This is a genomic window from Sediminicoccus sp. KRV36 (assembly GCF_023243115.1).
Taxonomy (GTDB): Bacteria; Pseudomonadota; Alphaproteobacteria; order Acetobacterales; family Acetobacteraceae; genus Roseococcus.
This window is the reverse complement of the sequence record NZ_CP085081.1, coordinates 2,899,757-2,924,635: the sequence shown is the minus strand read 5'-3', so window position 1 is coordinate 2,924,635 and position 24,879 is coordinate 2,899,757. Positions and strand designations below refer to the sequence as shown.

Sequence of the window (24,879 nt, the reverse complement as noted above, 5' to 3'; positions counted from 1 at the left end):
CTTCATCTTGCGCGCTGCCAGCCTTGCCCTCCTCCTCGCCTGCCTCGCCCTGCCGGCGGAGGCCGCCGCGATTGACGGGCGGCAACTGGGCCTGGTCTGGACGCTGCCCTTTGTGGGCATCCTGCTGTCCATCGCGCTCATGCCGATCCTGACGCCGGGCTTCTGGCATCATCACTACGGCAAGGTGGCGGCCTTCTGGGGGGCGATCTTCCTGCTGCCTTTCCTGATCATCTTCGGCCCGGCGATGGCGGCGCAGGAAGTGACCTTCGTGCTGGTGCAGGAATACATTCCCTTCATCGTGCTGCTGCTGGCGCTCTACACCACGGGGGGCGGGGTGCTGCTGCGCGGCACGCTGGTCGGCACGCCGCTGACCAACACGGCGTTGCTGGCCATCGGCACGGTGCTGGCCAGTGTCATGGGCACGACGGGCGCCTCCATGCTGTTGATCCGGCCAGTGCTGCGGGCCAATCAGCACCGCACGCGCAAGGTGCATATCTTCGTCTTCTTCATCTTCCTGGTGTCCAACATCGGCGGCAGCCTGACGCCGATCGGCGACCCGCCGCTATATCTGGGCTTCCTGAAAGGCGTCTCCTTCTTCTGGCCGACGACGCACCTGTTCCTGCCTTTCCTGTTCTGCGCCGTGATCCTGCTGGCGATCTTCTACGCGCTGGACAGCATCCTCCATGCCCGCGAACCCAAGCGCCCGGCCGATGCCACCCCGCATGAGAAGCTCAGCATCGAGGGCTGGCCCAATGTTGGGCTGATCGGCGTGGTGGTCTTCGGCGTGCTGATCCAGGGCGTCTGGAAGCCGGGCGATGTGCAAATCCTCAGCGAGACCCTGGGGCTGGAGCGGATTGTCGCCATCGGCATCTTCCTGGCCGTCACGCTGGTGTCCATGCTGATCACCTCCAACGCCCTGCGCGAGGCCAATGGCTTCGCCTGGGGTGCGATGGCCGAGGTCGCGAAGCTGTTCGCCGCCATCTTCCTCTGCATGGGGCCGGTGCTGGCCATCCTGAAGGCGGGTGCCGAGGGCTCCGCGGCGGGGCTGGTGGCGCTCACCTCCGATGCCTCGGGCGCCCCCATCCCCTGGGTGTATTTCTGGATGTCGGGCGTGCTCTCTAGCTTCCTGGACAATGCGCCGACCTATCTGGTCTTCTTCAACCTGGCCGGCGGCGATCCGAATTACCTGATGACGCAGGGGGCGGCCACGCTGGTGGCGATTTCGGCGGGCTCCGTCTTCATGGGGGCCAACTCCTATATCGGGAATGCGCCCAATTTCATGGTGAAGGCCATCGTCGAGGAGAATGGCGTGCGCATGCCCTCCTTCTTCGGCTATTGCGCCTGGGCGTTGATCTTCCTCGTGCCGCTCTTTGTGCTGGTGACCCTGATCTTCTTCTGAGCGACGGGGCAGGCTAAAGCTGGGGTATCCAAGAGGAAGGCCAAAGCCCATGCCCTATGTGATCGGCGCCGATCTGCCCCATGAACCCGCCGGCGAGCGCTTCCGCGCCCTGCTGGACCGCCCGGAGATCCTGGGCATGCCGGGGGCGCATCTGGGCATCGCCGGGCTGCTCGCGAAGAAGCATGGGTTTGAGGCGCTGTATCTCTCGGGGGCCGCCATGTCGGCCAGCATGGGCCTGCCGGATCTCGGCATGATCACCATCGAGGATGTTTGTTTTTTCATCCGGCAGGTGGCGCGCTCCACCGGCCTGCCGCTGCTGGTGGATGGCGATACCGGCTATGGCGAGGCGCTGAACGTCATGCACATGGTCCGCAGCTTCGAGGATGCGGGGGCAGGGGCTGTCCATCTGGAAGACCAGTTGCTGCCCAAGAAATGCGGCCACCTGAACGACAAGAAGCTGGCCGGCCCCGATGAGATGTGCGCGAAGATCGCCGCCGCGCACCGCGCCCGCCGCCACCTCTACATCATCGCCCGCACCGATGCCGTGGCAGCTGAGGGGATGGACGCCGCCGTCACGCGCGCCAAGCGCTACCTCGATGCCGGCGCCGATGCGATCTTCCCCGAGGCGCTGACCACGGTGGAGATGTTCCGCGAGTTCCGTGCCCGGATGCCCGGCGTGAAGCTGCTGGCCAACATGACCGAATTCGGCCGCACGCCCTTCCTGACGAAGGAGGAGTTCCAGGCGCTGGGCTATGACATGGTGATCTGGCCGGTGACGCATCTGCGCATCGCGGCCAAGGCCTGGGACCAGCTTTACGCGCAGATCGCCGCCGAGGGCGGGGCGCAGAACGCGGTGGACCGCATGCAGACCCGCGCGGAGCTGTATGAGACGATTGGCTATCATAAATATGAAGAGTTGGATGCGAGCCTGGTGCGGACCATCATCCCGACGGCGATGCCGCAATAGGCCTCCGGCGGCTGGGGCCCCGTCGTCAAGGATGGGCGGCCCCAGACCCCTTTCCTTTGTGCGTACCCAACTCCACTTACGGATCAGATGAAAAATTCATGGGGTCTGGGGCCTTTCGGCCCCAGCCGCCGGAGGCCCTTTCACTTTGGCGCAACCCCTCCTCATCAGCTCCGAGATCTACCGCCGCTCCACCTATGGCCCGAAGCACCCGCTGGCCATTCCGCGCGTCTCCACCACGCTTGATCTGATCCGCGCCCTGGGCTGGCTGCCGCCCGCGCAGTATCGCGACAGCCCGATGGCGAGTGTCGCCGAACTCACGCGTTTTCACGACGCCGACTATATCGCCGCCCTGCAACGCGCCGAGGACAGGCAAGCCATCCCGCCCGAGGATCGTGAGCGCTACCGCATCGGCGCCGATGGCAACCCCGTCTATCGCGAGGTGTTCCGCCGCCCCGCCACCAGCGCGGGCGGCGTGCTGCTGGCGGCGCGCATGGGGGGCATCGTGCATGTGCCGGGCGGGGGCACGCATCATGGCCAGCGGGCGCGGGCCAGCGGGTTTTGCTACGTGAATGACGCCGTGCTCGGGGTCATGGAATGGCTGGACCAGGGCCTGACGCGCATCCTCTACCTCGACATTGACGCGCATCACGGCGATGGCGTGGAAATGGCCTTCGCGGAGGAGCCGCGCGTCACCACGCTTTCCATCCATGAGGCCGGGCGCTGGCCCTTCACCGGCGCGTGCCACGCCGCGCCCCATGCGCTCAACCTGCCCGTGCCGCCGGGCTTCAATGACAGCGAGATGCGCGCCCTGCTGCACGGGATCGTGCTGCCCTTGATCGCCCAGCTGCGGCCCCAGGCCATCATGCTGCAATGCGGCGCCGATGCGCTGGAGGAGGACCCGCTGGCAAAACTCAGCCTCTCCAACAACGCCCATGCCGGATTCATCGCGGCTGTGATGCACGCGGCACCGCGCTTCATCCTGCTGGGCGGCGGGGGCTACAACCCCTGGACCGTCGCGCGCTGCTGGGCGCGGGGCTGGGCCGTGCTGAACAACCACCCGGTCCCCGCGCGCCTGCCCGCGGCCGCCGAGGCGGTGCTGCGCGGCCTGACCTTCCACCGCGCCGCCGGCCGCAATCCGCCGGAGCACTGGTTCACCACCCTGGCCGATGCGCCGCGCGAAGGCCCAATCCGGCCCGAGGTCGCGGCCCTTCTCGCCCAGGGGCTGGAAGCTGTGGCATGATCCGCGTCATGAAGCGCATCCTCCTGGCCCTCGCCCTCATCCTCCCCACGCTGGCTCAGGCCCAGCCCGGCATAGACCGGCCGCAGCCTAGGCTGGCGGAGGAGCCGATGGTCATCGTGACGCGCGATGGCACGCGGCATGCGTTCCGCGCCGAAATGGCGGTGCAATCGGCCGACCAGATGATCGGCATGATGTTCCGCACCAGCATGGCGCCGGATGACGCGATGATCTTCGACTGGGGCGCCCCGCGTGAGAGCAGCATGTGGATGCGCAACACGCTCATCCCGCTGGACATGCTGTTCGTAGCGGCCGATGGGCGCATCCATCGCATCCATGAGCGCGCGGTCCCGCAGAGCCTGGCCACGATCGACAGCCGCGGCCCGGTGCGCGCCACCATCGAGGTGGCCGGCGGCACGGCCGAGCGGCTGAACCTGCGCGTGGGCGACCGCGTGCTGCAACGGATTTTCGGAACCGCGCCATAAGCCAGCCCTGGCTCGCGGGGCCGCGCCGGAGCCGCTGAACCCAGGCGGGGTTTCCGCGAATTTGGCTTGCGCGGCACATCGCAGCTTCACCAATGGCGACAATCGCCATTGCCGATTGGATTTATCATGTGATGGTGTCGCATGATCCTGGGGTGTCTAGGCTCACGCGACACAGAAAGGAAGCAGAGACTATGCTTCGCAAGACAGTCCTGGTGGCAGCCTTGCTCTCCGCCTCCCCGGCCCTGGCCCAGCAGCAGCCACAGGGCTTCACGCGGCCGCCGCCGGTGACGCAGCCGGCCCTCTGTGCGGGCCTGGTGGTGGTGGAGAGTGTGCGCCCAAAGCTCCCCATCCCCGGCGGCTACACCTACGAGGTGTTACTGCAGAACAGGAACCCCACGCGTCAGGGCTATACCGTCTCGGTCAGCTTTGAGAACTTCGCGCAATTGGCCCGCGACCACTCCGCCACCATCACGATCCCGAACCTTTCGCTTGAAATAGCCGTCCCGGCTGGCATCGGCTCGCGCTCGCAGGAGACGCAGTTCGGAACGGTTTCGATCAATACCCCGCGAATTAGCCTCGGGTCGGGTGTCGGCGATCGCTATGACTCGGGGCCTCTCACCCGAGGGAGCCCCGCCGCCGTGCGCCTGACGAATTGCCGGCCAGTCGGCGGCTGACGCCAGGGAGCGCAGCTGATATCGGCCCAGCGGCCAGCAGGTCGGTCCAACCCGACTTTCCCATCGGCGCACGGCCGCGCCGATGGACGCTGCGTGGAGCTAAGCAGTGCCCAGCGCCGCTGCTTGGCGGACCTCCCGGACCGCGCCGTTGAATGGATGGCGGGGCTGCTTCACGCCTTTGGTTTTTCCAGCGAGGCGCCCAGGAAGTAGCTATCTCAGCGCGGCAGGCGTGAGGAGTGGTGATCCGCGATGCGCCACAACCCATCGGTGCCGCGGACCATCACCATGCTGAATCGCGACGGCTCCTGCCCCTCGCTGCCATCGGGCAGGCGGCGGAGGAAGGTGTAGTGCCCGGAGGCGACGGCGATGCCGGGTGCCAGCATGCGCAGCGCGAATTCCCCGAAGCGGACATCAATGCCGGTGGCGCCGGGCCGCACCCGCGCGAAATAGGCGGCGATGGCGGCGCTGCCCACCGTCTGCTCACGGCTGACGCTGCCCCAGAGGCGTGCGTCGGCGGTGTAGCGCGCGGCGGCTTGCGCGCCGTCATTCGTGGCATAGGCGGCGGCCCAGGCTTGCAGCAGGCTGGCGGGGTCGGGCGCGCTGGCCTGGGCGGAGCCGCAGGCCAGGCTGAGCGCGATCAGGCAGGCCCGCATCAGCGGCGCTCCTCCGGGCGATAGCGATAGCCGCCAAAGCCCGCGCGGTCCCGCGGGTCACTGTCGGATTGCCCGGTGCGGGCGCGGCCCTGGCCGGGGCGGTCATTCGGATCGCTGTCGGATTGCCCGGTGCGGGCACGGCCCTGGCCTGGCCGGTCGCGCGGGTCACTGTCGGATTGGCCGGTGCGGGCGCGGCCTTGTCCCGCAGCGTCACGCGGATCGCTGTCCGAGGTGCCGGTCCGCGCGCGGCCGCGGCCGGCCGGATCATTGGGGTCGCTGTCGGAGGTGCCGGTCTGTGGCCTGCCGCGCCCCGCCGGGTCACGCGGGTCACTGTCGCTCACGGCCTGAGCGGGTTGCGGGATGGCCAGCCCCGCCGCGCCGACGGAGAGGATCAGAAGCCGCCGCCGGAGCCGGCTGGAGGATGGATCGGACATGACGGGTGACGCCTTGTTGCCTCGATGCTCAGCTTAGCACCGCATCGGGCGTTTCGAAGGCCGAATCATGACCGCATCGGGCCGGACGGGTTCGGCGGCGGGCCTGGCCTGCCCCCCTGGCGTCGTGGCCGCCGCCATCTCACCGCCCGCTCAGGACCAGCGGCGCGAGGTCGAAGCCCTGCGCCCGCGCAATCGCCAAGGCGCGCTCCAGCTCCGCCGGCGGCAGGCTAGGTGTGCGGGAGAGCAGCCACAGGGAGCGGCGCGAGGGCGCGCCGACGAGGGCCCAGCGATAGTCGGGGTCGAGGCCCAGCACCCAGTAATCGCCATGGAAGGGCCAGAAGAAGCTGACGCGCAGCCGCGTGTTGTTGCTGCCCTCCACCACATAGGCCTCGCCCCGGGCCACACGGGTCGGCCGGGCCGGGTCCAGCGCGTTCACGCAGGAATTCACCACGCTGATGCGCCCGGCGCCGAGGGGCGCGTATTCGGCCGTCACCTCCTCGCAGCGCAGCGAGGCGCTGTCCTGGAAGCGCTGCGGCAGCCGCGCCACCTCATGCCAGAGGCCCAGATAGCGGGAGACATCCACGCTCTCCACCGTGCGCGGCGTCTCGGCCGTGGGCTGGGTGGCGCCGCAGGCGGCAAGGCCCAGCAGCGCCGCGAGCAGGAGGGCGCGCATCAGGCGATGCTGCCTTCGGGCCAGGTCAGGCAATGGTCATGGATGCCGCCCGCCGTGGTGATCCAGACCGCATCCCGATGCGCCGCAATGACCGAGAGCGCTTCGCGCAGGGCGCGCATCCGGTAGGGCTGGCCGATGATATAGGGGTGCAGCGCGATGCCCATCACCTGGGGCACGCCATCGGCCGTCTGGCGCAGGCGTTCGTGGAAATCCTCGATGATCATGTCGGCGAAGTGGCGGGCGCCATCCTTGCGCGCGATGATGGCGGGGATGTCGTTCACCTCCTGCGGGTAGGGGATGCTGAGCAGGCGGCCCGCGCGCGTCGTCATCCAGACGGGCTGGTCATCCATGCACCAGTTCAGCGTGTAGCGGTAACCCATCTCGACCAGCAGATCGGGAGTGACGCGGCTCTCCGCGATCCAGGGCGAGAGCCAGCCGCGCGGGGCCTGGCCTTCCTGGCGCAGGATTTCGGCGGTGCTGTCGAGGATGAGGCGGGCTTCCTCGGCCTCGGGCAGGGTGCTCTGGCGCTCGCTGTTGGTGCGGCCATGGCCCGCCATCTCGTCGCCGCGCGCGCGATGGGCGGCGACCAGCTCGGGGGCGTGCTGGTACATCGCGCTGTTGAGCAGCACGGTGGCGGGCAGGTTCAATTCGTCCAGCAGCTGGATCAGGCGGAAACCGCCGACGCGGTTGCCGTAGTCGCGCCAGGCATGGTTGAGCACATCCGGTTGCGGGCCGCCGGGGGCGAGCTCGGCCCCCAGGCCCTCGCCAAAGGCGAAATGTTCGAGGTTCACGCCCAGATACACCGCGAGCTTGCGGCCGAAGGGCCAGCTTTCCCGCGTGCGGGCGGTCCAGGGCGAATAGGGGAAGCGGCCGTGATGGGGGAGCATGGGAAACCCGTCTCTGAAGGAGGCGCTCATCTGGCCCCCCAGGGCCGGGCCGGCAAGACGCAGGCGCAAGTGGCGGGGCGAGATGCGGGGGCAGACGCCTGGGTCCCGGAGCATAGGGTTGGGGCGTGGCGCTCCACGAAATTCTCACTTAATCTTGGCGGCAATGGAATCGCCTCGTAACGGTCGCCAAGGTTCGGCCTGGCTCATGCGGCAGGCACGCGCCCAGGGTGGCCGCGTGGCCTTGCCTGTTGGCCTGGGCCTGGCCGGCATCCTCTGCCAGGTGACGCTGGTCTTTCTCATCGCGCGGCTGCTGGCGACGATCCTGGGCTTTCCGGGCGGCGGCTGGGGCGAATGGGCGGCGGCCGGCGCGCTGGCCCTGCTGGGTTCCGGGCTCGGCATGGCGCAGGAGGTCGCGCAGCAGGCGGCGGGGGAGCGGGCGCGGGCCGAAATCCGGGCGGCCCTCTTTGCCCGGCTGCTCGAACTCGGCCCCGATGATCCGCGCGGCGTGGGTGAGAAGGCGACGCTCCTGGTGGACCGGGTCGAGGCGCTGGACGGGTTCTTCGCGCGCTGGGTGCCGGCCGCGGTGCTGGCCGTGCTGGCGCCCAGCCTGATCATCCTCATCGTGGCGCAGGCCGATGCCACCAGTGCGCTGGTGCTGGCCGTCATGGGCCTCATGGTGCCGGTCGCCATGGCGCTGACCGGCATTGGTGCGGCGGTGGAGAGCCGCAAGCAGATGGATGTGCTGGGCCGGCTCTCGGGCCGCTTCGTGGACCGGCTGCGCGGGCTTTCCACCCTGGTGCAATTCAACCGCGCCGAGGATGAGGCACGCGCCCTCGGCGTTGCCGCCGGCGAATTCCGCCTGCGTACGATGCGCGTGCTGCGGGTGGCGTTTCTCTCCAGTGCGGCGCTGGAATTGCTGGCGGGATTCACGCTCGGCTACCTCGCCTGGCGGCACGGCATCCTGCTGGCGCCGCAATCCACCGACCCGACGCTGGCGCTGTTCTGCATCCTGGTGGTGCCGGTGTTCTTCGTGCCGCTGCGCAATTTCTCCCAGGCCTATCATGAGGCGATGTCGGCGCGCGGCGCCTCGGCCGAAATCGCGCCGCTGCTGGAAGCCCCGCCGGCCGAGGGGCTGCTGCTGGAGGAAATCCCGCCGCGCGTCGCGCTCGTCTTCAATGAGGTGGAGCTGCGCTATCCGGGCATGGACAAGCCGGCCCTGGCCCGGCTGACCTTCGCCCTCGCCCCGGGTGAGACGCTGATGCTGGTGGGGCCATCGGGGGCGGGCAAATCCTCCGTGCTCAAGCTGCTGATGGGCTTCGTGCGGCCCAGTGCCGGGCGCATCGCCATCAATGGCCAGGATGCGACGCGCCTCAAGCCCGCCGAATTGCGCCGGCTCAGCGCCTATATCGGCCAGCGGGCGCATCTGTTCGGCGGCACCCTGCGCGCGAACATCCTGCTGGCCCGGCCCGAGGCGAGCGAGGCGGATGTGCTGCGCGCCGCCGAGGCCGCGCGCGTCATGGCCTTCGCCGCGGATCTGCCGCAGGGCCTGGATACGCTGGTGGGCGAGGGGGGCTTTGGCCTCTCCGGCGGGCAGGCGCAGCGCGTGGCGCTGGCCCGCGCCTTCCTGCGCGACTCGCCGCTCGTGCTGCTGGATGAGCCCACCGCCTCCCTCGACCCCGGCACCGAGGCCGAGGTGATGGAGGCCATCGCGCGGCTCTGCACCGGCCGCACCGTGATCATCGCGACGCATTCGGCCCAGCTCATGGGGCTGTCCGGCCGGGTGATCGAATTGGGCGGCAAGCGCCAGGTGGCGCAGCATGTGGGCTGACCTTGCGCGCATCCTGCGGCTCTGGGCACCGCGGCGGAATGCGCTGATCCTGGGCCTGATCATCGGCATGCTTTCGGCGCTGAGCGGCGTCGCGCTGCTGGCGCTGGCCGGCAAGGGTGTCGCGGCCGGGGCCGGGGCGGTGGGCCTGGTCGGCGTGGCCGCGCTGATCTGGCTGCGGCCGCTCGTGCTGCTGCGGCCCTTCCTGCGCTGGTGGGAGCGCATGGCCTCGCATGCCGGCGCCTTCCAGGCCCTGGCCGATACGCGGGTGTGGTTCTTCGGGCGCCTGGCGGAGCGCATGCCGGCCGGCATCGGCCTGCGCGGCTCGGGCGATCTTCTGGGGCGCGTCATCAGCGATGTCGAAGCGCTGGACCGCCTCTATCTGGGGGGCCTGGTTCCGGCGGCGGCGGCGATGGCCGTGGTGGCCGCCATCGCCGTCTTGCTGGGGGCCGAGCCCTTGTTGATGGTGCTGCTGGTCGGGCCGCTCAGCCTTGCCTTGCTGCTGCCGCTGCTGCTCGCACCCGCCGCCGCGCGGGCGGCGCAGCGCGCGGCCGAGGAGCGCGGCGCGCTGCGGGCCGCCGTGGTGGACCCCATCGCCGGGCTGGAGGATACGCTGGCCGCCAATGGGGAGGCCCGGGCCCTGGCGCGATTGCGCGAGGCGGATGCGACGCTGATGGCGGCGCAGCGGGAATTGTCCTGGCGCTCCTCCACGGCGGGCACGGCGGGCAGCTTCCTCACGCAGGTCGCGGTGCTGGCCGCCCTGGGCTGGGGGCTCGCGACCGGCTCGGCCGGGGCTGCGCTGGCCGTGCTGGCGCTGTTCCTGGCCATCGCGGCGGCCGAGTCGCTGGGGCTGATGCCGCGTGCCGGCGCCCTGCTGGCGGCGGCGGCGGCCAGTGCGCGGCGGCTGTTCGAGGCGGCGGATACCGCACCCCCGGTGGCGGAACCCGCCAGCCCCGCGCCACTTCCCGCCGGCAATGACCTCGTGCTGCGCAACGTCACCTTCGGCTGGCGGCCTGATGCGCCGCCCGTGCTGGAACAGCTGGATTTCACCCTGCGCGCGGGGGAGCGCGTGGCCATCCTGGGCCCCTCTGGGGCGGGCAAGTCCAGCCTGACCGCGCTGCTGCTGAAATTCGCCGCCCCGCAATCCGGCACGATCACCCTGGGCGGCACCGAGATCGGCCAACTCGCCAGCCCCGAATTGCGCCAGCGGATCATCTGCCTCTCGCAGCAGGCGCGGCTGTTTGATGTGAGTATCGCGGAAAACCTGCGCCTGGCCGCCCCCGAGGCGCCGGATGCCGCGCTGTGGCGGGCGCTGGCCAAGGCCGGGGTCGCGGAATTCGTGCGCAGCCTGCCCGAAGGGCTGGAGACACGCTGCGGGGAAGGCGGCGCCCGCTTCAGCGGCGGCGAGGGGCGGCGCATCGCCCTCGCGCGCGCATTGCTGCCACCGGCCGCCATCCTGATCCTGGATGAGCCGACGGTGGGCCTCGATGCCGAGGCGGAGCGCGGCTTCATGGCGACCCTGGCCACCGCCTGCGAAGGGCGCAGCCTTTTGCTCATCACGCATGAATTGACCGGCGCCGAACCGCTGGACCGCGTGCTGCGGCTGGCGGGTGGGCGGCTTCTGCCGGCGGCGGGCTGAGTCAACCGCGCTTGACCTGATGCGTTGCATCCGCGACCACAACTCTCAACGGAGAATCGCCATGCATCGCCGGACCCTCTCATTGCTTGCCCTGCTGCCCCTGCTGGGCGCCTGCGCCAATCTCAACCGTGATCCCGCGGCCGAGCCGGTGCGCGTGGTGTTCTTCAACGAAGATAGCGACACGCTGGACGCGCCCGCGCGCGCCGTCGTGCAATCCGCGGCCGAGGCGGCGGCCCGGTTTTCCAATGTGCGCGTGAATGTCTTTGGCTATGCCGGCCCGGTCGGCGGCGCCGCCTTCAACCGCGCCCTGTCCGAGGAGCGGGCGCGGCATGTCTCGGAATTGCTGCGGCAATACGGCGTGCCGGCGGAGCGCGTCTTCATTCTCGGCCGTGGCGAAGTGCCCTTCGACATGGCGCCCGTCGAAAGCCGCCGCGTCGAGATCCGGCTCGCCACACCCTGATGCCGAAAGCCGGGATGCGTGACCCCGCCCATGTGCTGAGCGAAGTTTTTGGCCATGCGGGGTTTCGCGGCCGGCAGGCGGAGATCGTCGAGCATGTGATGGGCGGGGGCTCCGGCCTCGTGCTGATGCCCACGGGGGGCGGCAAGTCGCTGTGCTTCCAGGTGCCGGCACTCTGCCGGGACGGGCTGGCCATCGTCGTCTCGCCGCTCATCGCGCTGATGGAGGACCAGGTGGCGGCCCTGCGCCAGCAAGGTGTCGCCGCCGCCGCGCTGCATTCCGAGCTGGAGGAAAATGAGCGCCGTGATGTCTGGCGCGGCATCAATGAGGGCACGCTGAAGCTGCTCTATATCAGCCCCGAGCGGCTGGGCATGGATGGCATGCTGGAGCGGCTTTCGCAGCAGAACATCGCGCTCTTCGCGGTGGATGAGGCGCATTGCATCAGCCAATGGGGGCATCATTTCCGCCCCGAATACCGCGCGCTGAGCTTCCTGCGCTCGGGCTTTCCCGAAGTGCCACGCCTCGCACTCACCGCCACCGCCGATGCGCGCACCGTCACCGATATCCGCGCGCAGCTGGGGCTGGAGGATGCGCCGGTGTTCCGTGCCTCCTTCGACCGCGCGAATATCCACCTGGCGGCCGAACCGCGCGACCGCGAGCGGGAGCAAATTCGCGCCTTCCTGCGCGAGGCTTCGGATGGGCGGGGGGCTGGCATCGTCTATTGCGGCACCCGCGCGCGGGCCGAACAGACCGCGGACTGGCTGCGCGCCGATGGCTATGACGCGGCCCCCTTCCATGCGGGCATGCCCGCCGAGGACAAGCGGGATCTGCACCGCCGCTTCGCCCGCGGCGATGCCGTGGTGATGTGCGCCACCATTGCGTTTGGAATGGGTATTGACCGGCCGGATGTGCGCTTCGTCGCGCATCTCTCGCTGCCGCAGGGGCCGGAGGGCTGGTATCAGGAAATCGGCCGGGCGGGGCGCGACGGGCTGCCGGCGAAGGCCCTGCTGCTCTATGGCGCGGGCGATATCTCGCTCGCGCGGCATCGCATCCAGTCGAGCCCGGCTTCGGAGGAGCAGAAGCGGATCGAGCGCATGCGCCTCGATGCCATGGTGGGCATCGCCGAAGCCGGCACCTGCCGCCGGCGTGTGCTGCTGCGCTGCTTTGGCGAGGATCTGGCGCAGGATTGCGGGCATTGCGACGTGTGTGCCGCGCCGCCGAAACTCACCGACGGCACCATCGCGGCGCAGAAGCTGCTCTCGGCCGCCTTGCGCACCGGGTCGCGCTTTGGGCTGGGGCATCTGGTGGACGTGCTGCAGGGCAAGCTGACCGACAAGGTCGCGCAATTCGCGCATGACAAGCTGCCGACCTTCGGCGTGGGCCGGGATGTGCCGGAAGGCGCCTGGCGCGGTGTGGCGCGGCAATTGGTGGCGCAGGGCGCACTCGACATCGCCGTGGAGAATCACGGCGAGCTGGTGCCGACCGAAGCCGCGCGCGCCATCCTGCGGGGCGAGGAGCGGGTGATGCTGCGCGAGGAGATCATCCGCCCGCGCAGCACCCGCGGCCCGGCGCGGGGTGGCCGGGCCGATGCGCCGCGCCCGGCGGCCGATGACCCGCTCTTTGCCGCGCTGCGCGAATGGCGCAAGGCCGAAGCCAAGGCACAGCAGGTGCCGGCCTATGTGATCTTCCATGACGCGACCCTGGCCGAGATCGCCTCACGCCGGCCGGTCTGCCTCGACACGCTGCGCGGCGTGCCGGGCGTGGGGGAGAGCAAGCTCGCCCGCTATGGCGAGGCGGTGCTGACGGCGCTCGCGGGCGCCGAATAGGGCATCATCCGTTCAAACCGATCACGATGCCCGAGAAGCAATAAGCCGGGGCTGGTGCGATGAGCCCTTGCGAAAGGAGCCCGCCCCAGGCGCTACCAGGCGGCTTCGGGCGGCAGGCTCATCAGGATGGCTTCGACATTGCCGCCGGTCTTGAGGCCGAAGATCGTGCCGCGGTCATGCAGCAGGTTGAACTCCACATAGCGGCCGCGGCGCAGCAGCTGGTGCTGGCGTTCCTCGGGCGTCCAGGCCTCATGCATGCGGCGGGCGACGATGGCGGGGTAGGATTCGAGGAAGGCGAGGCCGACATCCTGCGTGAAGGCGAAGTCCAGATCGGCGCCGCGCCCGGGCGTGCGATCCCCCAGCCAGTCGTAGAAAATGCCGCCCAGGCCGCGGGTTTCGCCGCGATGGGGCAGGAAGAAGTATTCCTCGCACCATTGCTTGAAGCGCGGATAATAGGTGGGGTCGTGCTTGTCGCAGGCGCGCTGATAGGCGGCGTGGAAGAAGGCCGCATCCTCCAGGCTCTCGGGCGAGGTGACGTTCATCGGCGTGATGTCGCCGCCGCCGCCGAACCAGGCCTTGCTGGTCAGGATGAAGCGCGTGTTCATGTGGGCCGTGGCCGCCCGGGGGGAGCGGGGATGCGCGACGAGGGAAATGCCCGTGGCCAGGAAGCGCGGGTCTTCCTCGGCCCCCGGGATCTGCTTGCGGAATTCGGGGCTGAATTCGCCATGCACGGTGGAGACGTTGACGCCCACCTTCTCAAAGACGCGGCCGCGCATCAGGCCCATGGTGCCGCCACCGCCCTCGGGGCGCTGCCAGGGCGTGTAGGTGAAGCGCCCCGCCGGGAGATCGGCATGCGGCCCGCTGGTCAGGCCATCCTCAAGCGATTCGAAGGCGGCGCAGATGCGGTTCCGCAATTCGGCGAACCAGGCCTCGGCCGGTGCTGCGAGGGGGTGCGCCAAGGGGGCGGGCATGGGGGAGGAGGGGGTCAGAGTAGGGGTTTCGCTCATGCGGTCAGCCTATCACCAAAGGCGGCGGCTTCCAGCCCGGGGGGATTTTCCGGGAGGCCGGTTTTTCGCGGCCGATTGCGTGTTCTTAAGGCTGCGCGCGGTTGCCAGTTTCGGGAAGCATCCCTAATAGGCAGCAAGCGTGAGGCGGGGTGCCGGCAAAGGCTTGTGCGGCGCCTGAGTTGTGGGTTTCAGCCGGTTCATCCGGCGGAACGGAAAGGTGAGCTGGATGGCGGACACGATGGCATCGCACACGACGGCCGAGGGCAGCGCCCCGGGCGTCACCAAGCGCGATTTTCTCCAGTTGACGACGACGGCCTTTGCCGCGGTGGGTGTGGGCGCCATTGTCTGGCCCTTCATCGGCTCGCTGGCGCCGTCCCGGGACGTGCTGGCCATGGCCAGCACCGAAGTGGATATCAGCCCGATCGCCGTGGGGCAGAGCGTCACGGTGATGTGGCGCGGCAAGCCGGTCTTCGTGCGCCACCGCACGGCCGAGGAACTGACCGCCGCCCGCGCCACGCCGATGAGCGAATTGAAGGACCCCGCGACCGACCAGTCGCGCGTCCAGCGGGACCCCTGGCTGGTGGTGGTCGGCGTCTGCACCCATCTGGGCTGCGTGCCGCTCGGCCAGAAGTCCACGGATGCCAAGGGCGATTACAATGGCTGGTTCTGCCCCTGCCATGGCAGCCACTACGACACCTCCGCCCGCATCCGCAAAGGGCCCGCGCCGGCCAATCTGCTGGTTCCCGACTACACCTTCACCTCCGACCGGGCGATCCGCATCGGCTGAGGCAATCCGGGCGCGGGGTATGGTCCCACGCTGCCCCATCGCCCCCATCAGGGGCGTTACGTTTTGAGGACGAGCACCATGGGTATGGGTCTGCACGACTCTCAGGTCGCCAATCCGGTCCTGCGCTGGGTTGACCAGCGCCTGCCGGTCATCACGATGATCCAGAAGGAGTACGGGGTGTTTCCGACCCCCCGGAACTTCAATTATTTCTGGAATTTCGGCGCATTGGCCATGATCAACCTGATGATCATGATCGCGACCGGCATTTTCCTCGCGATGAATTACGTTCCCCACACGGCCTACGCCTTTGACAGCGTCGAGCGCATCATGCGTGACGTGCATTTCGGCTGGCTGATCCGCTATGTGCACATGAACGGCGCCTCGATGTTCTTCATCGTGGTCTATATCCACATCTGGCGCGGTCTCTATTACGGCTCCTACAAGGCGCCGCGCGAGCTGCTTTGGATGCTGGGCGTGGTCATCTTCCTGCTGATGATGGCGACGGCCTTCATGGGCTACGTGCTGCCCTGGGGCCAGATGTCCTTCTGGGGCGCTACCGTCATCACCAACCTGTTCAGTGCTATCCCCGTGGTGGGTCCGACCATCGTGACCTATCTCTGGGGTGGCTTCTCGGTGGACAACCCGACGCTGAACCGCTTCTTCTCGCTGCATTACCTGATGCCCTTCATGATCGTGGGCGTGGTGTTCCTGCATGTGGCGGCGCTGCACATCACGGGTTCGAACAACCCGCTCGGCATCGAGCCGAAGGGCCCGCAGGACACGCTTCCGTTCCACCCCTACTACACGATCAAGGATTCGGTCGGCATCGTGGTGTATCTGGCGGTCTTCGCGGCGCTGGTCTTCTTCGCGCCGAACTATCTGGGCCACCCCGACAACTACATCCCGGCCAACCCGCTGGTCACGCCCGCGCATATCGTGCCTGAATGGTACTTCCTGCCGTTCTACGCGATCCTGCGCGCGGTGCCGGACAAGCTGGGCGGCGTGGTTCTCATGGGTGCGGCCATCATCGTGCTGTTCTTCCTGCCCTGGCTGGACACCTCGAAGGTGCGCTCCATGCGCTTCCGCCCGCTGACGCGCATCATCTTCATGCTCTGGACGGTGAATTTCTTCGTCCTCATGTGGGTGGGCGGCAAGCCGGCCGAGCAGCCCTATGTGCTGATCAGCCAGATCTGCACGATGATCTACTTCGCCTATTTCCTGGTGGTCCTGCCCGCGATGGGCCGCCTGGAATTGCCGATGAAGCTGCCGGAAAGCATTTCCCGCGCGGTGCTCGGCGCCAAGGCGAGCCTGGGTGGTGGGCCGATCCCCGGTGCCGCCGTCGCCAAGCCGATGGAAAAGGCCTGAAACCATGCGTCTTCTCAAGGCTCTCACCCTCGCTGCCTCGCTGTTCGCCGCCGGCCCTGTGCTGGCGGCCGGTGAGGCGCTGCATCCGCCGGATGCGCGCTTCGGCTTCAACTCGCTGTTCGGCACGGTGGACCGCGCCGCGGCCCAGCGCGGCTTCCAGGTCTATAAGGAAGTCTGCTCGGCCTGCCATGCGATGCGGCAGATGTCCTACCGCAACCTGATGGATCTCGGCCTGACCGAGGCGCAGGTGCGCGAAATCGCCGCCACCTTCACGGTGACGGATGGCCCGAATGATGAAGGCCAGATGTTCGAGCGCCCCGGCCGCGTGCCGGATCGCTTCCGCCGGCCCTTCCCGAATGAGCAGGCCGCGCGCACCGCGAATAACGGCGCCTATCCGCCCGATCTCTCGGTGATGACCAAGGCGCGGCATGATGGCGCCAACTACATCCATGCCCTGCTGACCGGCTATGCCGACCCGCCGGATGGCATGACGATGATGGACGGGATGAACTACAATCGCTGGTTCCCCGGCTTCCAGATCGCCATGCCCAATGTGCTGAATGATGACCAGGTGGAATACGCCGACGGCACCAAGGCGACGGTGGACCAGATGGCGCGCGACGTCGTCACCTTCCTTGCCTGGGCGGCCGAGCCTGAGATGGAAACGCGCCGCGCCATGGGCGTGAAGGTGCTGATCTTCCTGACCATCCTGGGCGGCTTGACCTATGCCGTGAAGCGCAAGGTCTGGGCTGACGTGAAGCACTGAGCTTCATCGGCCCTCACCACGAAAAGCCGCCCCTCGGGGCGGCTTTTTTGTTGGCCGGGCTTTGTCGCTTTTGTCCGGCCCGGCCGGGTTGAAACGCAGCCGGCACGGGAATAGGGTCCGACACCTCTCAGGACCCGGAAGACCATGCACCTCACCGCCGATCGGCTTGACCGCATCTCGCCCTCGCAGACCATCACCATCACGGCCAAGGCGCGCGCGCTGAAGGCGGCCGGCCGTGACGTGATCAGCCTCTCGGTCGGTGAGCCCGATTTCGATACGCCCCAGAACATCAAGGATGCCGCCATCGCTGCCATCCAGCGCGGCGAGACGAAGTACACGGATGTTTCGGGCACGGTGGAGCTGCGCCGCGCGGTGGCGGCCAAGTTCAAGCGCGACAGCGGGATCGACTACAAGCCCGAGGAAATCATCGTCACCACCGGCGGCAAGCAGGTGATTTTCAACGCCCTGCTGGCGACCATCAATCCGGGCGATGAGGCGATCATCCCCACCCCCTGCTGGGTCAGCTATCCTGACATTGTCGCCCTGGCGGAGGGCACGCCGGTCTTTGTGCCGTGCGGCATGAACTCGGGCTTCAAGATGTCGGGCGAGCAGCTGGAAGCGGCGATCACGCCCAAGACCAAGTGGCTGATCCTGAACAACCCCTCCAACCCCACCGGTGCCGCCTATAATGCCGAGGAGCTGAAGCAGCTCACCGATGTGCTGCTGCGCCACCCGCATGTCTGGATCTTCACCGACGACATCTATGAGAAGCTGGCCTTTGACGGCTTCAAGCCCGCCACCATCGTCGAGGTGGAGCCCCGGTTGCGGGACCGCACCATCACCATGAATGGCTGCTCCAAGGGCTATGCCATGACCGGCTGGCGAATCGGCTTTGCCGGCGCGCCGCTCGCCCTCATCAAGGCGATGGACAAGCTGCAGGGGCAAAGCACCAGCAACACCAGCAGCATCAGCCAGGCCGCCGCGATCGAGGCGCTGAACGGCCCGCAGGATTCGGTGACCGCCATGGGCAAGGTCTTCGAGCGCCGCCGCAACCTGGTGGTGGAGATGCTGAACAAGGCGGAGGGCCTGCGCTGCCACAAGCCCGAGGGTGCCTTCTATGTGTACCCTTCGCTGAACGCCTGCCTGGGCAAGACCACCAAGGGCGGCCGCAAGCTGGAGACCGACGCCGACTTCGTGGAGGCGCTGCTAGAGGAAGAGGGTGTGGCCGCCGTGCACGGCTCGGCCTTCATGTTCCCCGGGCATTTCCGCATCAGCTACGCGACGGATGACGCGACGCTGGTGGAGGCCTGCACGCGCATCCAGCGGTTTTGCGCCGGGCTGGTCTGACCTGCGCGCCACACCGCTTGCAAATTCACGCGGGAGAGGGCATCTCCCGCACCACTGATTTATCCTGATCGCAAGACATTGGGGCAGGCGGCGCCACTCCGGCGCTGTCCTGCCTTGCCGCATGGAGGCCTGACCGTGGCTCATTCACCGCTCGAGAAGATTCGCAACATCGGCATCACCGCGCATATCGACGCGGGGAAGACGACGACGACGGAGCGCATCCTCTACTACACCGGCAAGAGCCACCGCATCGGCGAAGTCCATGACGGCAACACCACGACCGACTACATGGAGCAGGAGCGCGAGCGGGGCATCACCATCACCTCCGCCGCCGTGACCGCGATGTGGAATGATAACCGCATCAACATCATCGACACCCCCGGCCACATCGACTTCAACATCGAGGTGAATCGCAGCCTCCGCGTGCTCGACGGCGCGATCTTCATCATCGAAGGCGTCGCCGGCGTGCAGCCGCAATCCGAGACCAACTGGCGCCTGGCCGACCGGTATCGCGTGCCGCGCATCATCTTCATCAACAAGCTCGATCGCACCGGCGCCGATTTCTACAAGGCCGCCGAAACGCTGACCGAGAAGCTCGGCATCAACTGGGTGGCCCTGCAGCTGCCCATCGGCATCGAGGACCAGCTCAAGGGGATCGTGGATCTCGTTGAGATGAAGGCGCTGATCTGGGAAGGCGACGAACTCGGCGCCCTCTATCACGAGGCGCCGATCCCGGCCGATATGGCCGACAAGGTGGCCGAATACCGCCAGATCCTGCTCGACACCGCGGTCGGCATTGATGAGACGGCGATGGAGGAATACTTCGCCGACGGCAATGTCTCGGTCGAGACGCTGAAGCGCTGCATCAAGAAGGGCACCATCTCGGGCGAGTTCCGCCCGGTGCTCTGCGGCTCGGCCTTCAAGAACAAGGGCGTGCAGCCGCTGCTGGATGCCGTGATTGACTACCTGCCGAGCCCCTTGGACGTGGAAGGCATCAAGGTCGCCCCCGAGGAAGGTCAGGATGAGACGGCCGAGCGCCGCATCATCCCGGTGAAGACGGATGGCCCCTTCGCCGGCCTCGCCTTCAAGATCATCAACGACAAATACGGCAACCTCACCTTCGTGCGCGTCTATTCGGGCGTGCTGCGCCAGGGCGATATGGTCATGAACACGACCAAGGGCCACAAGGAGCGCATCGGCCGCATGTTCCAGATGCACGCCGACAAGCGTGAGGAAATCAAGGAAGTCATCGCCGGTGACATCGCGGCCTTCGTGGGCCTGAAGGACACCGGCACGGGTGACACGCTGGCCAGCCAGGAAGACCCCGTGATCCTGGAGCGCATGGCCTTCCCGGTGCCCGTGATCGACATCTCCGTCGAGCCCAAGACCAAGGATGCGGTGGAGAAGATGTCCATCGGCCTCGGCAAGCTGGCCGGCGAAGACCCGAGCCTGCGCGTGAAGACCGACCAGGAAACCGGCCAGACCATCCTCTCCGGCATGGGCGAGCTGCACCTGGAAATCATCGTGGATCGCCTGCGCCGCGAATATAACGTGGATTGCAACATCGGCGCGCCGCAGGTGGCCTATCGCGAGACGATCACCAAGACGCATACCGAAACCTACACCCACAAGAAGCAGTCGGGCGGTTCGGGCCAATACGCCGAGGTGAAGATCATCTTCGAGCCCAAGGAGCGCAACACGGGCATCGAGTTCGTGAACGCGGTCGTTGGTGGTTCGGTGCCGAAGGAATACATCCCGGCGGTGGACAAGGGCATCAAGGTGCAGGCCGATACCGGCGTGCTGGCCGGCTTCCCGACGGTGGATTTCAAGTACAGCCTGGTGGATGGCAAGTACCACGACGTGGACTCCAGCGCCCTGGCCTTTGAAATCGCCGCCAAGGCCTGCTTCCGCGAAGGCATGAAGAAGGCGAGCCCCGTCATCCTCGAGCCGATCATGGATGTGGAAGTGACCACGCCGCAGGATCACGTGGGCGACGTGGTGGGTGACTTGAACCGCCGCCGCGGCGTCATCCAGAACCAGGACATGGCCGGCACTTCGGTCATCGTTCGCGCGCATGTGCCGCTGAAGGAGATGTTCGGCTACATCTCCAACCTGCGTGGCATGACGAAGGGCCGTGCGTCCTTCTCCATGCAGTTCCACCACTATGACCCCGTGCCCCGCAACGTGGCGGACGAGATCATGAAGGCGGCGGGCTGAACCAGCCCAGCCCTTCAAGGGCATGAAATAGGGCGGGCCAGGGCAACCTGGCCCGCCCTTTTTGCTTTCGAGGCTGGCCGTTTCGGCGCAACCTCCGTTCATAACGGAGGGCGAATGATGCGCATCCTGATCATCCTGGCCGTGCTGGGCATGGCTCTGCCGGCGGCGGCGCAGACGCGGTATTCGGTCTATTGCGCCAACAACAAGATCGAGGTGGATAGCCGCACGCCGGAGCAGATGCGCAGCGCGCGGGGCTCGGGCGCATGCCTGTTGCAGAGCTTCAACTTCGCCACGGATGCCCGGGATTTCGCACGGCGCAATTTCGGTGGCGAAGGCTCGCGCTGCTCCTGCCGGTAGGGATGGCATGGGGCGCTGTGACGGCGCCAGGTGAGGGGAGTGCGAAGCCACCCTGGCCGTTGGTACATGCATCCTCCCAAGGCCTGCCATAAGCAGGTGGGCACCAGGTAGTCGGACCACGGCCCGACCAGCGCCAGTTCCCGGGAGATGCGTATTGGCCCTGGGGATGTCTTACCGGACGCACCGGGCAGCCTCGCTCCTTGCAGGTAGGCGCTCGGGCCCGGAATGGCAAGGAATGCGTGGCCCGCTCAGAGCGTGGCGGGGTTGCGAAACTTCCTTGCGCCTGCGGACCGAGCGGGATGGTGCAGCGCAACGTAAGGGTGCATGCAGGAACCAACGGCCAGGATCAGTTTCCCCAGTCATGACGCACCTGATGATGCACCCCGCGTAATGAGCCGCAAGGACGACAAGCCCCTCCTGGCTGCCATGCCGGCGGAAGCCCCGCGGGACCAGGTGGCGATCTCCCTGCTGGACATGGCGCAGCTCGCGGCGGGGCGGGGCCTGGTGACGCCGGCCTTGCTGCTCCGCCTGGCTGGCGATGCGCTGCTGCAGCGCGTCGCCATCGCCCGGAAGCCGCGCGAGATCCAGCCGGAGCTGGAGCGGCTGATCTATGTGAGCGAGCCGACCACGCAGGAGCCTGATCTGGCGGCGCGCCGCGTCAGCCAGATCCTGCTCTCCGCCCAGTTGCACAATCCCAAGGCCGGGCTGACCGGCAGCCCTGCTGCGCAGCCGCCGCTGGTTCGCCCAGGTGCTGGAGGGCGAGAAGCCGGCGCTGGACGCGATCTATGCGCGCCTCCTCACCGATCCGCGCCATTGCGATGTGCGCCTGCTCTGCCGCAACCGGATTGCCAGCCGTGGCTTCAGCCACTGGGCCATGGCCGATGCCGGCAACGCGCCGGACCGGCTGATCCGCCGCGCGCTGAATGAAATGCTGGGAAGCGGGCTGCAGCGCGCCACGCAGCGTGAAGTGGTCAATCTGATGCAGGGGCGGCTGCGCCTCGCCTGATTGCCTGGGCGTGCGGGGGCGGTGCTGGGCGTCAGGGCTGCTGGATGGCGGTCGCGATGCCTTCGATCCGCTCGGCCATGCGCGTCAGGCGCTCGGCCAGGCGCGGGTCGGCGGCGGCGGGGGCCGGCGTGCCGCCCACGGCACCCTGGCTGCGCATCCGGGCCAGATCCATCCGCAGGTCATTGGCTTCATCGGCAAAGAGCAGCGCCACATGCAGCAGCATCCGCGATTCGCTGAACTGCCCGCCCATCGAGCGGATGACGCGGACCTTTTCCTCCAGCTGGGCGATGAGGTCCTGGACGTGCTGTTCCTCGCCATCCTTGCAGCCGATGGTGTGGTTGTAGCCATTCACGCGGATATTGACCTGGCCCATCGGAGCCTCCCTTCTCAGATCTCGGAACCGGCATCATCGCCCAGCAAGGCGCGCAGCCGGCCCAAAGCCTCGTCGAGCCGGGCGGAGAGGCGTTCCACCTCGGCGCGCGGAACCATGTCCTGCGGGGCAGCGCCAGCCTCCTGGCGGGTTGCGGCTGGCGGTGCCGCCAACCGCGCTTCGAGCGAGGTGGCCAGGCGTTCCAGCGCGGCTTCGAGCCGTTCCGCCGCGAGAAGGGTGATGTCGTTCTGGTCCAAGGACTGCTCCGGGGCGCTGGACGTCGCAGCGCTTCACATGGGAAAGCGTTGACATGCAGCCGGGCCAGGGTCAACCGCAGGAATGGCGGATCGGCGCGCGGCGCGCCGTGATCGTGCATGCGGCGCGCGATGTCGCCGTCACGCTGGAACTGGCGGCGGGCCAGGATGTGGCGCTGCTCTCAGCCCCCGGGGCGGCGGCCTATCTGGGTGTGGCCGGGTTTGCCGCACTGCTGGCGCCGCATGGCGCGCTGGGCCTTGGCATCCTGGATGCGGCCGATGCGCCGGGCCATGCGCTGGCGGCGCTGCGGGCCGGATTCGCCTGCGTCGTGCTGGCGCCGCATGTCGCGGCCTTCCCGGCGCTGGCGGGGCTGGCGCAGGGCATGGGTGCGCGGCTTTTGCCCTCGGCCCCGCCGGCGCTGGACCTGGCGCGGGTGGATTTGCGCAAGCCCCAGGGGCGGAAGCATCTGGCACGCTGGCTCGATCTGGCTTAGAGAGCCGGCCATCCGTAAAATACGCTACGTCCGGAATCATCGAAAGGAAGCGCCCCATGAAGCTGACGCGCAAGGTCAAGGACATCCTCTCCTGGTATGAGAGCGACAACCCCGGCACCAAGGGCAACATTGCCCGCATCCTGATGACGGGCAAGCTCGCCGGCACGGGCCGCATGGTCATCCTGCCGGTGGACCAGGGCTTCGAGCATGGCCCCGCCCGCAGCTTCGCGCCCAACCCCGATGCCTATGACCCGCGCTACCACTTCGAGCTGGCGATCGAGGCCGGGCTGAATGCCTATGCCGCGCCGCTTGGGCCGATGGAGGCCGCCGCCGCATCCTACGCCGGCTGCATCCCGACCATCCTGAAGGTGAACAGCAGCAACAGCCTCTCCACCACCAAGGACCAGGCCGTGACGGCCACGGTGGGTGATGCGCTGCGCCTCGGTTGCTCGGCCATCGGCTTCACCATCTATCCGGGCTCCGAATACCAGTTCGAGATGATGGAGGAACTGCGCGAGCTTTCGGCCGAGGCGAAGTCCGTCGGCCTCGCCGTCGTCACCTGGTCCTATCCGCGTGGCCCGATGCTGGACAAGGTGGGTGAGACGGCGCTGGATATCGCCGCCTATGCCGCGCATATCGCGGCCCTCACCGGGGCGCACATCATCAAGGTAAAGCCGCCGACGGATGCGATCTTCCTGGATGCGGCGAAGAAGACCTATCAGGCGCATCCGGTGGATGTGAAGGATGCGGCCGCGCGGATCGCGCATATCGTGCAGGCCTGCTTCGCCGGGCGTCGCCTCGTCGTGTTCTCGGGCGGTGAGGCCAAGGGTGCGGATGCGCTGCTGGCCGAGGTGCGCGCCATTCATGCGGGTGGCGGCAATGGCTCCATCGTCGGCCGCAACGCCTTCCAGCGCCCGAAGGCCGAGGCGCTGCAGCTGCTGTCCGACATCATCGACGTCTACAAGACGAAGATCTGATCGCTTCGGCTCCTTCCGAAGCATGGCATGGCCCGGGGCACTAGCCTCGGGCCATGTTTGATTCCGCACTCATCGCCCTCGTTTTCCTCCTGGCCGGCTTCAGCAAGGGGCTGATCGGCCTCGGGCTGCCCACCATCGCCATGGCGCTGCTCACGCTGCTGGCCAGCCCGGCCGAGGCGGCGGCCTTGCTGCTGCTGCCCAGCTTTGTCACCAACCTCGTGCAGATCGCCCCTGCGCGGGCGGCCTGGCGCCTCACGCTTCGGCTTTGGCCCATGCTGGCCGGGGTGGTGCTGGGGACGCTGCTGGGCGGCCTCGCCTTTGGCGGGTTCGGCGGGCGGTTCGGGGCCTTGCTGCTGGGCGTGGCCCTGGCTTGCTATGGCGCGCTGGGGCTGCTGGCCTGGCGGCCGCATTGGCCGGAGCGGGCAGGGGCGCTGGTGGGGGCCGCCACCGGCGCCCTGACCGCGGCGACAGGCGTCTTCGTCATCCCGGCGGTGCCATGGCTGCAGGGCATCGGCCTCACGCGGGATGAGCTGGTGCGCGCACTCGGGCTTGCCTTCCTGGTTTCAACCCTGGCGCTGGGCGGGCTGCTCGGCGGCTCGGGCCTGCTGGATGGCGGGCGTGTGATCGGCTCGGCGCTGGCCCTGCTGCCAGCGCTGGCCGGGCAGGCTTTGGGGGCGCGGCTGCGCGGCCGCCTTTCGGAGCCCATGTTCAAGCGGGTCTTCTTCGCGGGGCTCCTGGCCCTGGGCCTGGGCATCGCCTTGCGCGGTTGAGCCTTG

General features: G+C 68.0%; 26 protein-coding genes. 19 read left to right on the top strand and 7 right to left on the bottom strand.

Annotation, left to right across the window (positions count from 1 at the left end; genetic code table 11):
• Positions 1-7 precede the first annotated feature (7 nt).
• The 5 genes from LHU95_RS13710 (at position 8) to LHU95_RS13690 (ending at position 4,762) form a co-directional block, all read left to right on the top strand.
• Positions 8-1,399, top strand: a complete 1,392-nt coding sequence (locus tag LHU95_RS13710; RefSeq protein WP_248707524.1) for a sodium:proton antiporter — start codon at positions 8-10, stop codon at positions 1,397-1,399.
• Positions 1,400-1,448: 49 nt separating this feature from the next.
• Positions 1,449-2,366 carry a methylisocitrate lyase gene (prpB, locus tag LHU95_RS13705; RefSeq protein ID WP_248707523.1) on the top strand — a complete coding sequence of 306 codons (918 nt, stop codon included), beginning with the start codon at positions 1,449-1,451 and terminating at the stop codon, positions 2,364-2,366.
• A gap of 145 nt (positions 2,367-2,511) precedes the next feature.
• The gene (locus tag LHU95_RS13700; protein ID WP_248707522.1) at positions 2,512-3,606 is read left to right on the top strand and encodes an acetoin utilization protein AcuC; all 1,095 of its coding nucleotides are present in this window, start codon (positions 2,512-2,514) and stop codon (positions 3,604-3,606) included.
• Between the two features lie 8 nt (positions 3,607-3,614).
• Complete coding sequence (locus LHU95_RS13695) at positions 3,615-4,088, top strand: DUF192 domain-containing protein (RefSeq protein WP_248707521.1); 474 nt, start codon at positions 3,615-3,617, stop codon at positions 4,086-4,088.
• A gap of 191 nt (positions 4,089-4,279) precedes the next feature.
• A complete protein-coding gene (locus tag LHU95_RS13690) occupies positions 4,280-4,762 on the top strand; it encodes a hypothetical protein (RefSeq protein WP_248707520.1) in 483 nt (160 codons plus the stop codon).
• Positions 4,763-4,977: 215 nt separating this feature from the next.
• On the opposite strand, the gene LHU95_RS13685 is transcribed toward LHU95_RS13690, so the two are convergent.
• The 4 genes from LHU95_RS13685 to LHU95_RS13670 form a co-directional block, all read right to left on the bottom strand.
• A complete protein-coding gene (locus LHU95_RS13685) occupies positions 4,978-5,415 on the bottom strand; it encodes an SgcJ/EcaC family oxidoreductase (protein ID WP_248707519.1) in 438 nt (145 codons plus the stop codon).
• Positions 5,415-5,849, bottom strand: coding sequence for a hypothetical protein (locus tag LHU95_RS13680; protein WP_248707518.1), 435 nt, complete (start codon positions 5,847-5,849; stop codon positions 5,415-5,417). Before LHU95_RS13680 ends, LHU95_RS13685 begins: the two co-directional genes overlap by 1 nt.
• Before the next feature lie 139 nt (positions 5,850-5,988).
• Complete coding sequence (locus tag LHU95_RS13675) at positions 5,989-6,522, bottom strand: lipocalin family protein (protein ID WP_248707517.1); 534 nt, start codon at positions 6,520-6,522, stop codon at positions 5,989-5,991.
• Positions 6,522-7,409 carry a polysaccharide deacetylase family protein gene (locus LHU95_RS13670; RefSeq protein WP_248707516.1) on the bottom strand — a complete coding sequence of 296 codons (888 nt, stop codon included), beginning with the start codon at positions 7,407-7,409 and terminating at the stop codon, positions 6,522-6,524. The genes LHU95_RS13675 and LHU95_RS13670 overlap by 1 nt, the downstream gene beginning before the upstream one ends.
• A 235-nt stretch (positions 7,410-7,644) precedes the next feature.
• Between LHU95_RS13670 and cydD the strand changes: the two genes are divergently transcribed.
• From cydD to recQ, 4 genes are all read left to right on the top strand, one after another.
• Positions 7,645-9,237, top strand: coding sequence for a thiol reductant ABC exporter subunit CydD (cydD, locus tag LHU95_RS13665; RefSeq protein WP_248707515.1), 1,593 nt, complete (start codon positions 7,645-7,647; stop codon positions 9,235-9,237).
• Positions 9,227-10,873, top strand: a complete 1,647-nt coding sequence (cydC, locus tag LHU95_RS13660) for a thiol reductant ABC exporter subunit CydC (protein WP_248707514.1) — start codon at positions 9,227-9,229, stop codon at positions 10,871-10,873. The genes cydD and cydC overlap by 11 nt, the downstream gene beginning before the upstream one ends.
• A 61-nt stretch (positions 10,874-10,934) precedes the next feature.
• Positions 10,935-11,333, top strand: a complete 399-nt coding sequence (locus tag LHU95_RS13655; RefSeq protein WP_248707513.1) for an OmpA family protein — start codon at positions 10,935-10,937, stop codon at positions 11,331-11,333.
• 14 nt (positions 11,334-11,347) lie between these two features.
• Positions 11,348-13,156 carry a DNA helicase RecQ gene (gene recQ, locus LHU95_RS13650; RefSeq protein WP_248707512.1) on the top strand — a complete coding sequence of 603 codons (1,809 nt, stop codon included), beginning with the start codon at positions 11,348-11,350 and terminating at the stop codon, positions 13,154-13,156.
• A gap of 92 nt (positions 13,157-13,248) precedes the next feature.
• Here recQ and hemF read toward each other — a convergent pair whose 3' ends face one another.
• On the bottom strand, positions 13,249-14,127 hold the full coding sequence (hemF, locus tag LHU95_RS13645; protein WP_248711555.1) for an oxygen-dependent coproporphyrinogen oxidase: 879 nt from the start codon (positions 14,125-14,127) through the stop codon (positions 13,249-13,251).
• 262 nt (positions 14,128-14,389) lie between these two features.
• Here hemF and petA point away from each other — a divergent pair, with 262 nt between their 5' ends.
• The 7 genes from petA (at position 14,390) to LHU95_RS13610 (ending at position 22,008) form a co-directional block, all read left to right on the top strand.
• Complete coding sequence (gene petA, locus LHU95_RS13640; protein ID WP_248707511.1) at positions 14,390-14,950, top strand: ubiquinol-cytochrome c reductase iron-sulfur subunit; 561 nt, start codon at positions 14,390-14,392, stop codon at positions 14,948-14,950.
• Positions 14,951-15,028: 78 nt separating this feature from the next.
• On the top strand, positions 15,029-16,315 hold the full coding sequence (locus LHU95_RS13635) for a cytochrome b N-terminal domain-containing protein (protein WP_248707510.1): 1,287 nt from the start codon (positions 15,029-15,031) through the stop codon (positions 16,313-16,315).
• Positions 16,316-16,319: 4 nt separating this feature from the next.
• Complete coding sequence (locus tag LHU95_RS13630) at positions 16,320-17,081, top strand: cytochrome c1 (RefSeq protein WP_248707509.1); 762 nt, start codon at positions 16,320-16,322, stop codon at positions 17,079-17,081.
• Positions 17,082-17,225: 144 nt separating this feature from the next.
• The gene (locus LHU95_RS13625; protein ID WP_248707508.1) at positions 17,226-18,428 is read left to right on the top strand and encodes a pyridoxal phosphate-dependent aminotransferase; all 1,203 of its coding nucleotides are present in this window, start codon (positions 17,226-17,228) and stop codon (positions 18,426-18,428) included.
• Positions 18,429-18,563: 135 nt separating this feature from the next.
• Positions 18,564-20,645, top strand: a complete 2,082-nt coding sequence (gene fusA / locus LHU95_RS13620) for an elongation factor G (RefSeq protein ID WP_248707507.1) — start codon at positions 18,564-18,566, stop codon at positions 20,643-20,645.
• A gap of 114 nt (positions 20,646-20,759) precedes the next feature.
• Positions 20,760-21,002 (top strand): hypothetical protein, encoded by a 243-nt coding sequence (locus tag LHU95_RS13615; protein WP_248707506.1) that lies wholly within the window; start codon positions 20,760-20,762, stop codon positions 21,000-21,002.
• A 748-nt stretch (positions 21,003-21,750) separates the two neighbouring features.
• Positions 21,751-22,008: a BLUF domain-containing protein gene (locus LHU95_RS13610; RefSeq protein WP_248707505.1), complete on the top strand. Its 258-nt coding sequence runs from the start codon at positions 21,751-21,753 to the stop codon at positions 22,006-22,008.
• Positions 22,009-22,039: 31 nt separating this feature from the next.
• Here the strand turns inward: LHU95_RS13610 and LHU95_RS13605 are convergent, their stop codons facing one another.
• Both LHU95_RS13605 and LHU95_RS13600 read right to left on the bottom strand, forming a co-directional pair.
• Positions 22,040-22,381: a cell division protein ZapA gene (locus LHU95_RS13605; protein ID WP_248707504.1), complete on the bottom strand. Its 342-nt coding sequence runs from the start codon at positions 22,379-22,381 to the stop codon at positions 22,040-22,042.
• A gap of 14 nt (positions 22,382-22,395) precedes the next feature.
• A complete protein-coding gene (locus tag LHU95_RS13600; protein WP_248707503.1) occupies positions 22,396-22,635 on the bottom strand; it encodes a hypothetical protein in 240 nt (79 codons plus the stop codon).
• Positions 22,636-22,688: 53 nt separating this feature from the next.
• Here LHU95_RS13600 and LHU95_RS13595 point away from each other — a divergent pair, with 53 nt between their 5' ends.
• The 3 genes from LHU95_RS13595 to LHU95_RS13585 are packed head-to-tail and all read left to right on the top strand — an operon-like array spanning position 22,689 to position 24,873.
• Complete coding sequence (locus LHU95_RS13595; RefSeq protein WP_248707502.1) at positions 22,689-23,126, top strand: hypothetical protein; 438 nt, start codon at positions 22,689-22,691, stop codon at positions 23,124-23,126.
• A 56-nt stretch (positions 23,127-23,182) separates the two neighbouring features.
• Complete coding sequence (locus tag LHU95_RS13590; RefSeq protein WP_248707501.1) at positions 23,183-24,103, top strand: class I fructose-bisphosphate aldolase; 921 nt, start codon at positions 23,183-23,185, stop codon at positions 24,101-24,103.
• Between the two features lie 53 nt (positions 24,104-24,156).
• Entirely contained in the window at positions 24,157-24,873 is a 717-nt protein-coding gene (locus LHU95_RS13585; RefSeq protein WP_248707500.1) for a TSUP family transporter, read from the top strand.
• Positions 24,874-24,879: the final 6 nt, after the last annotated feature.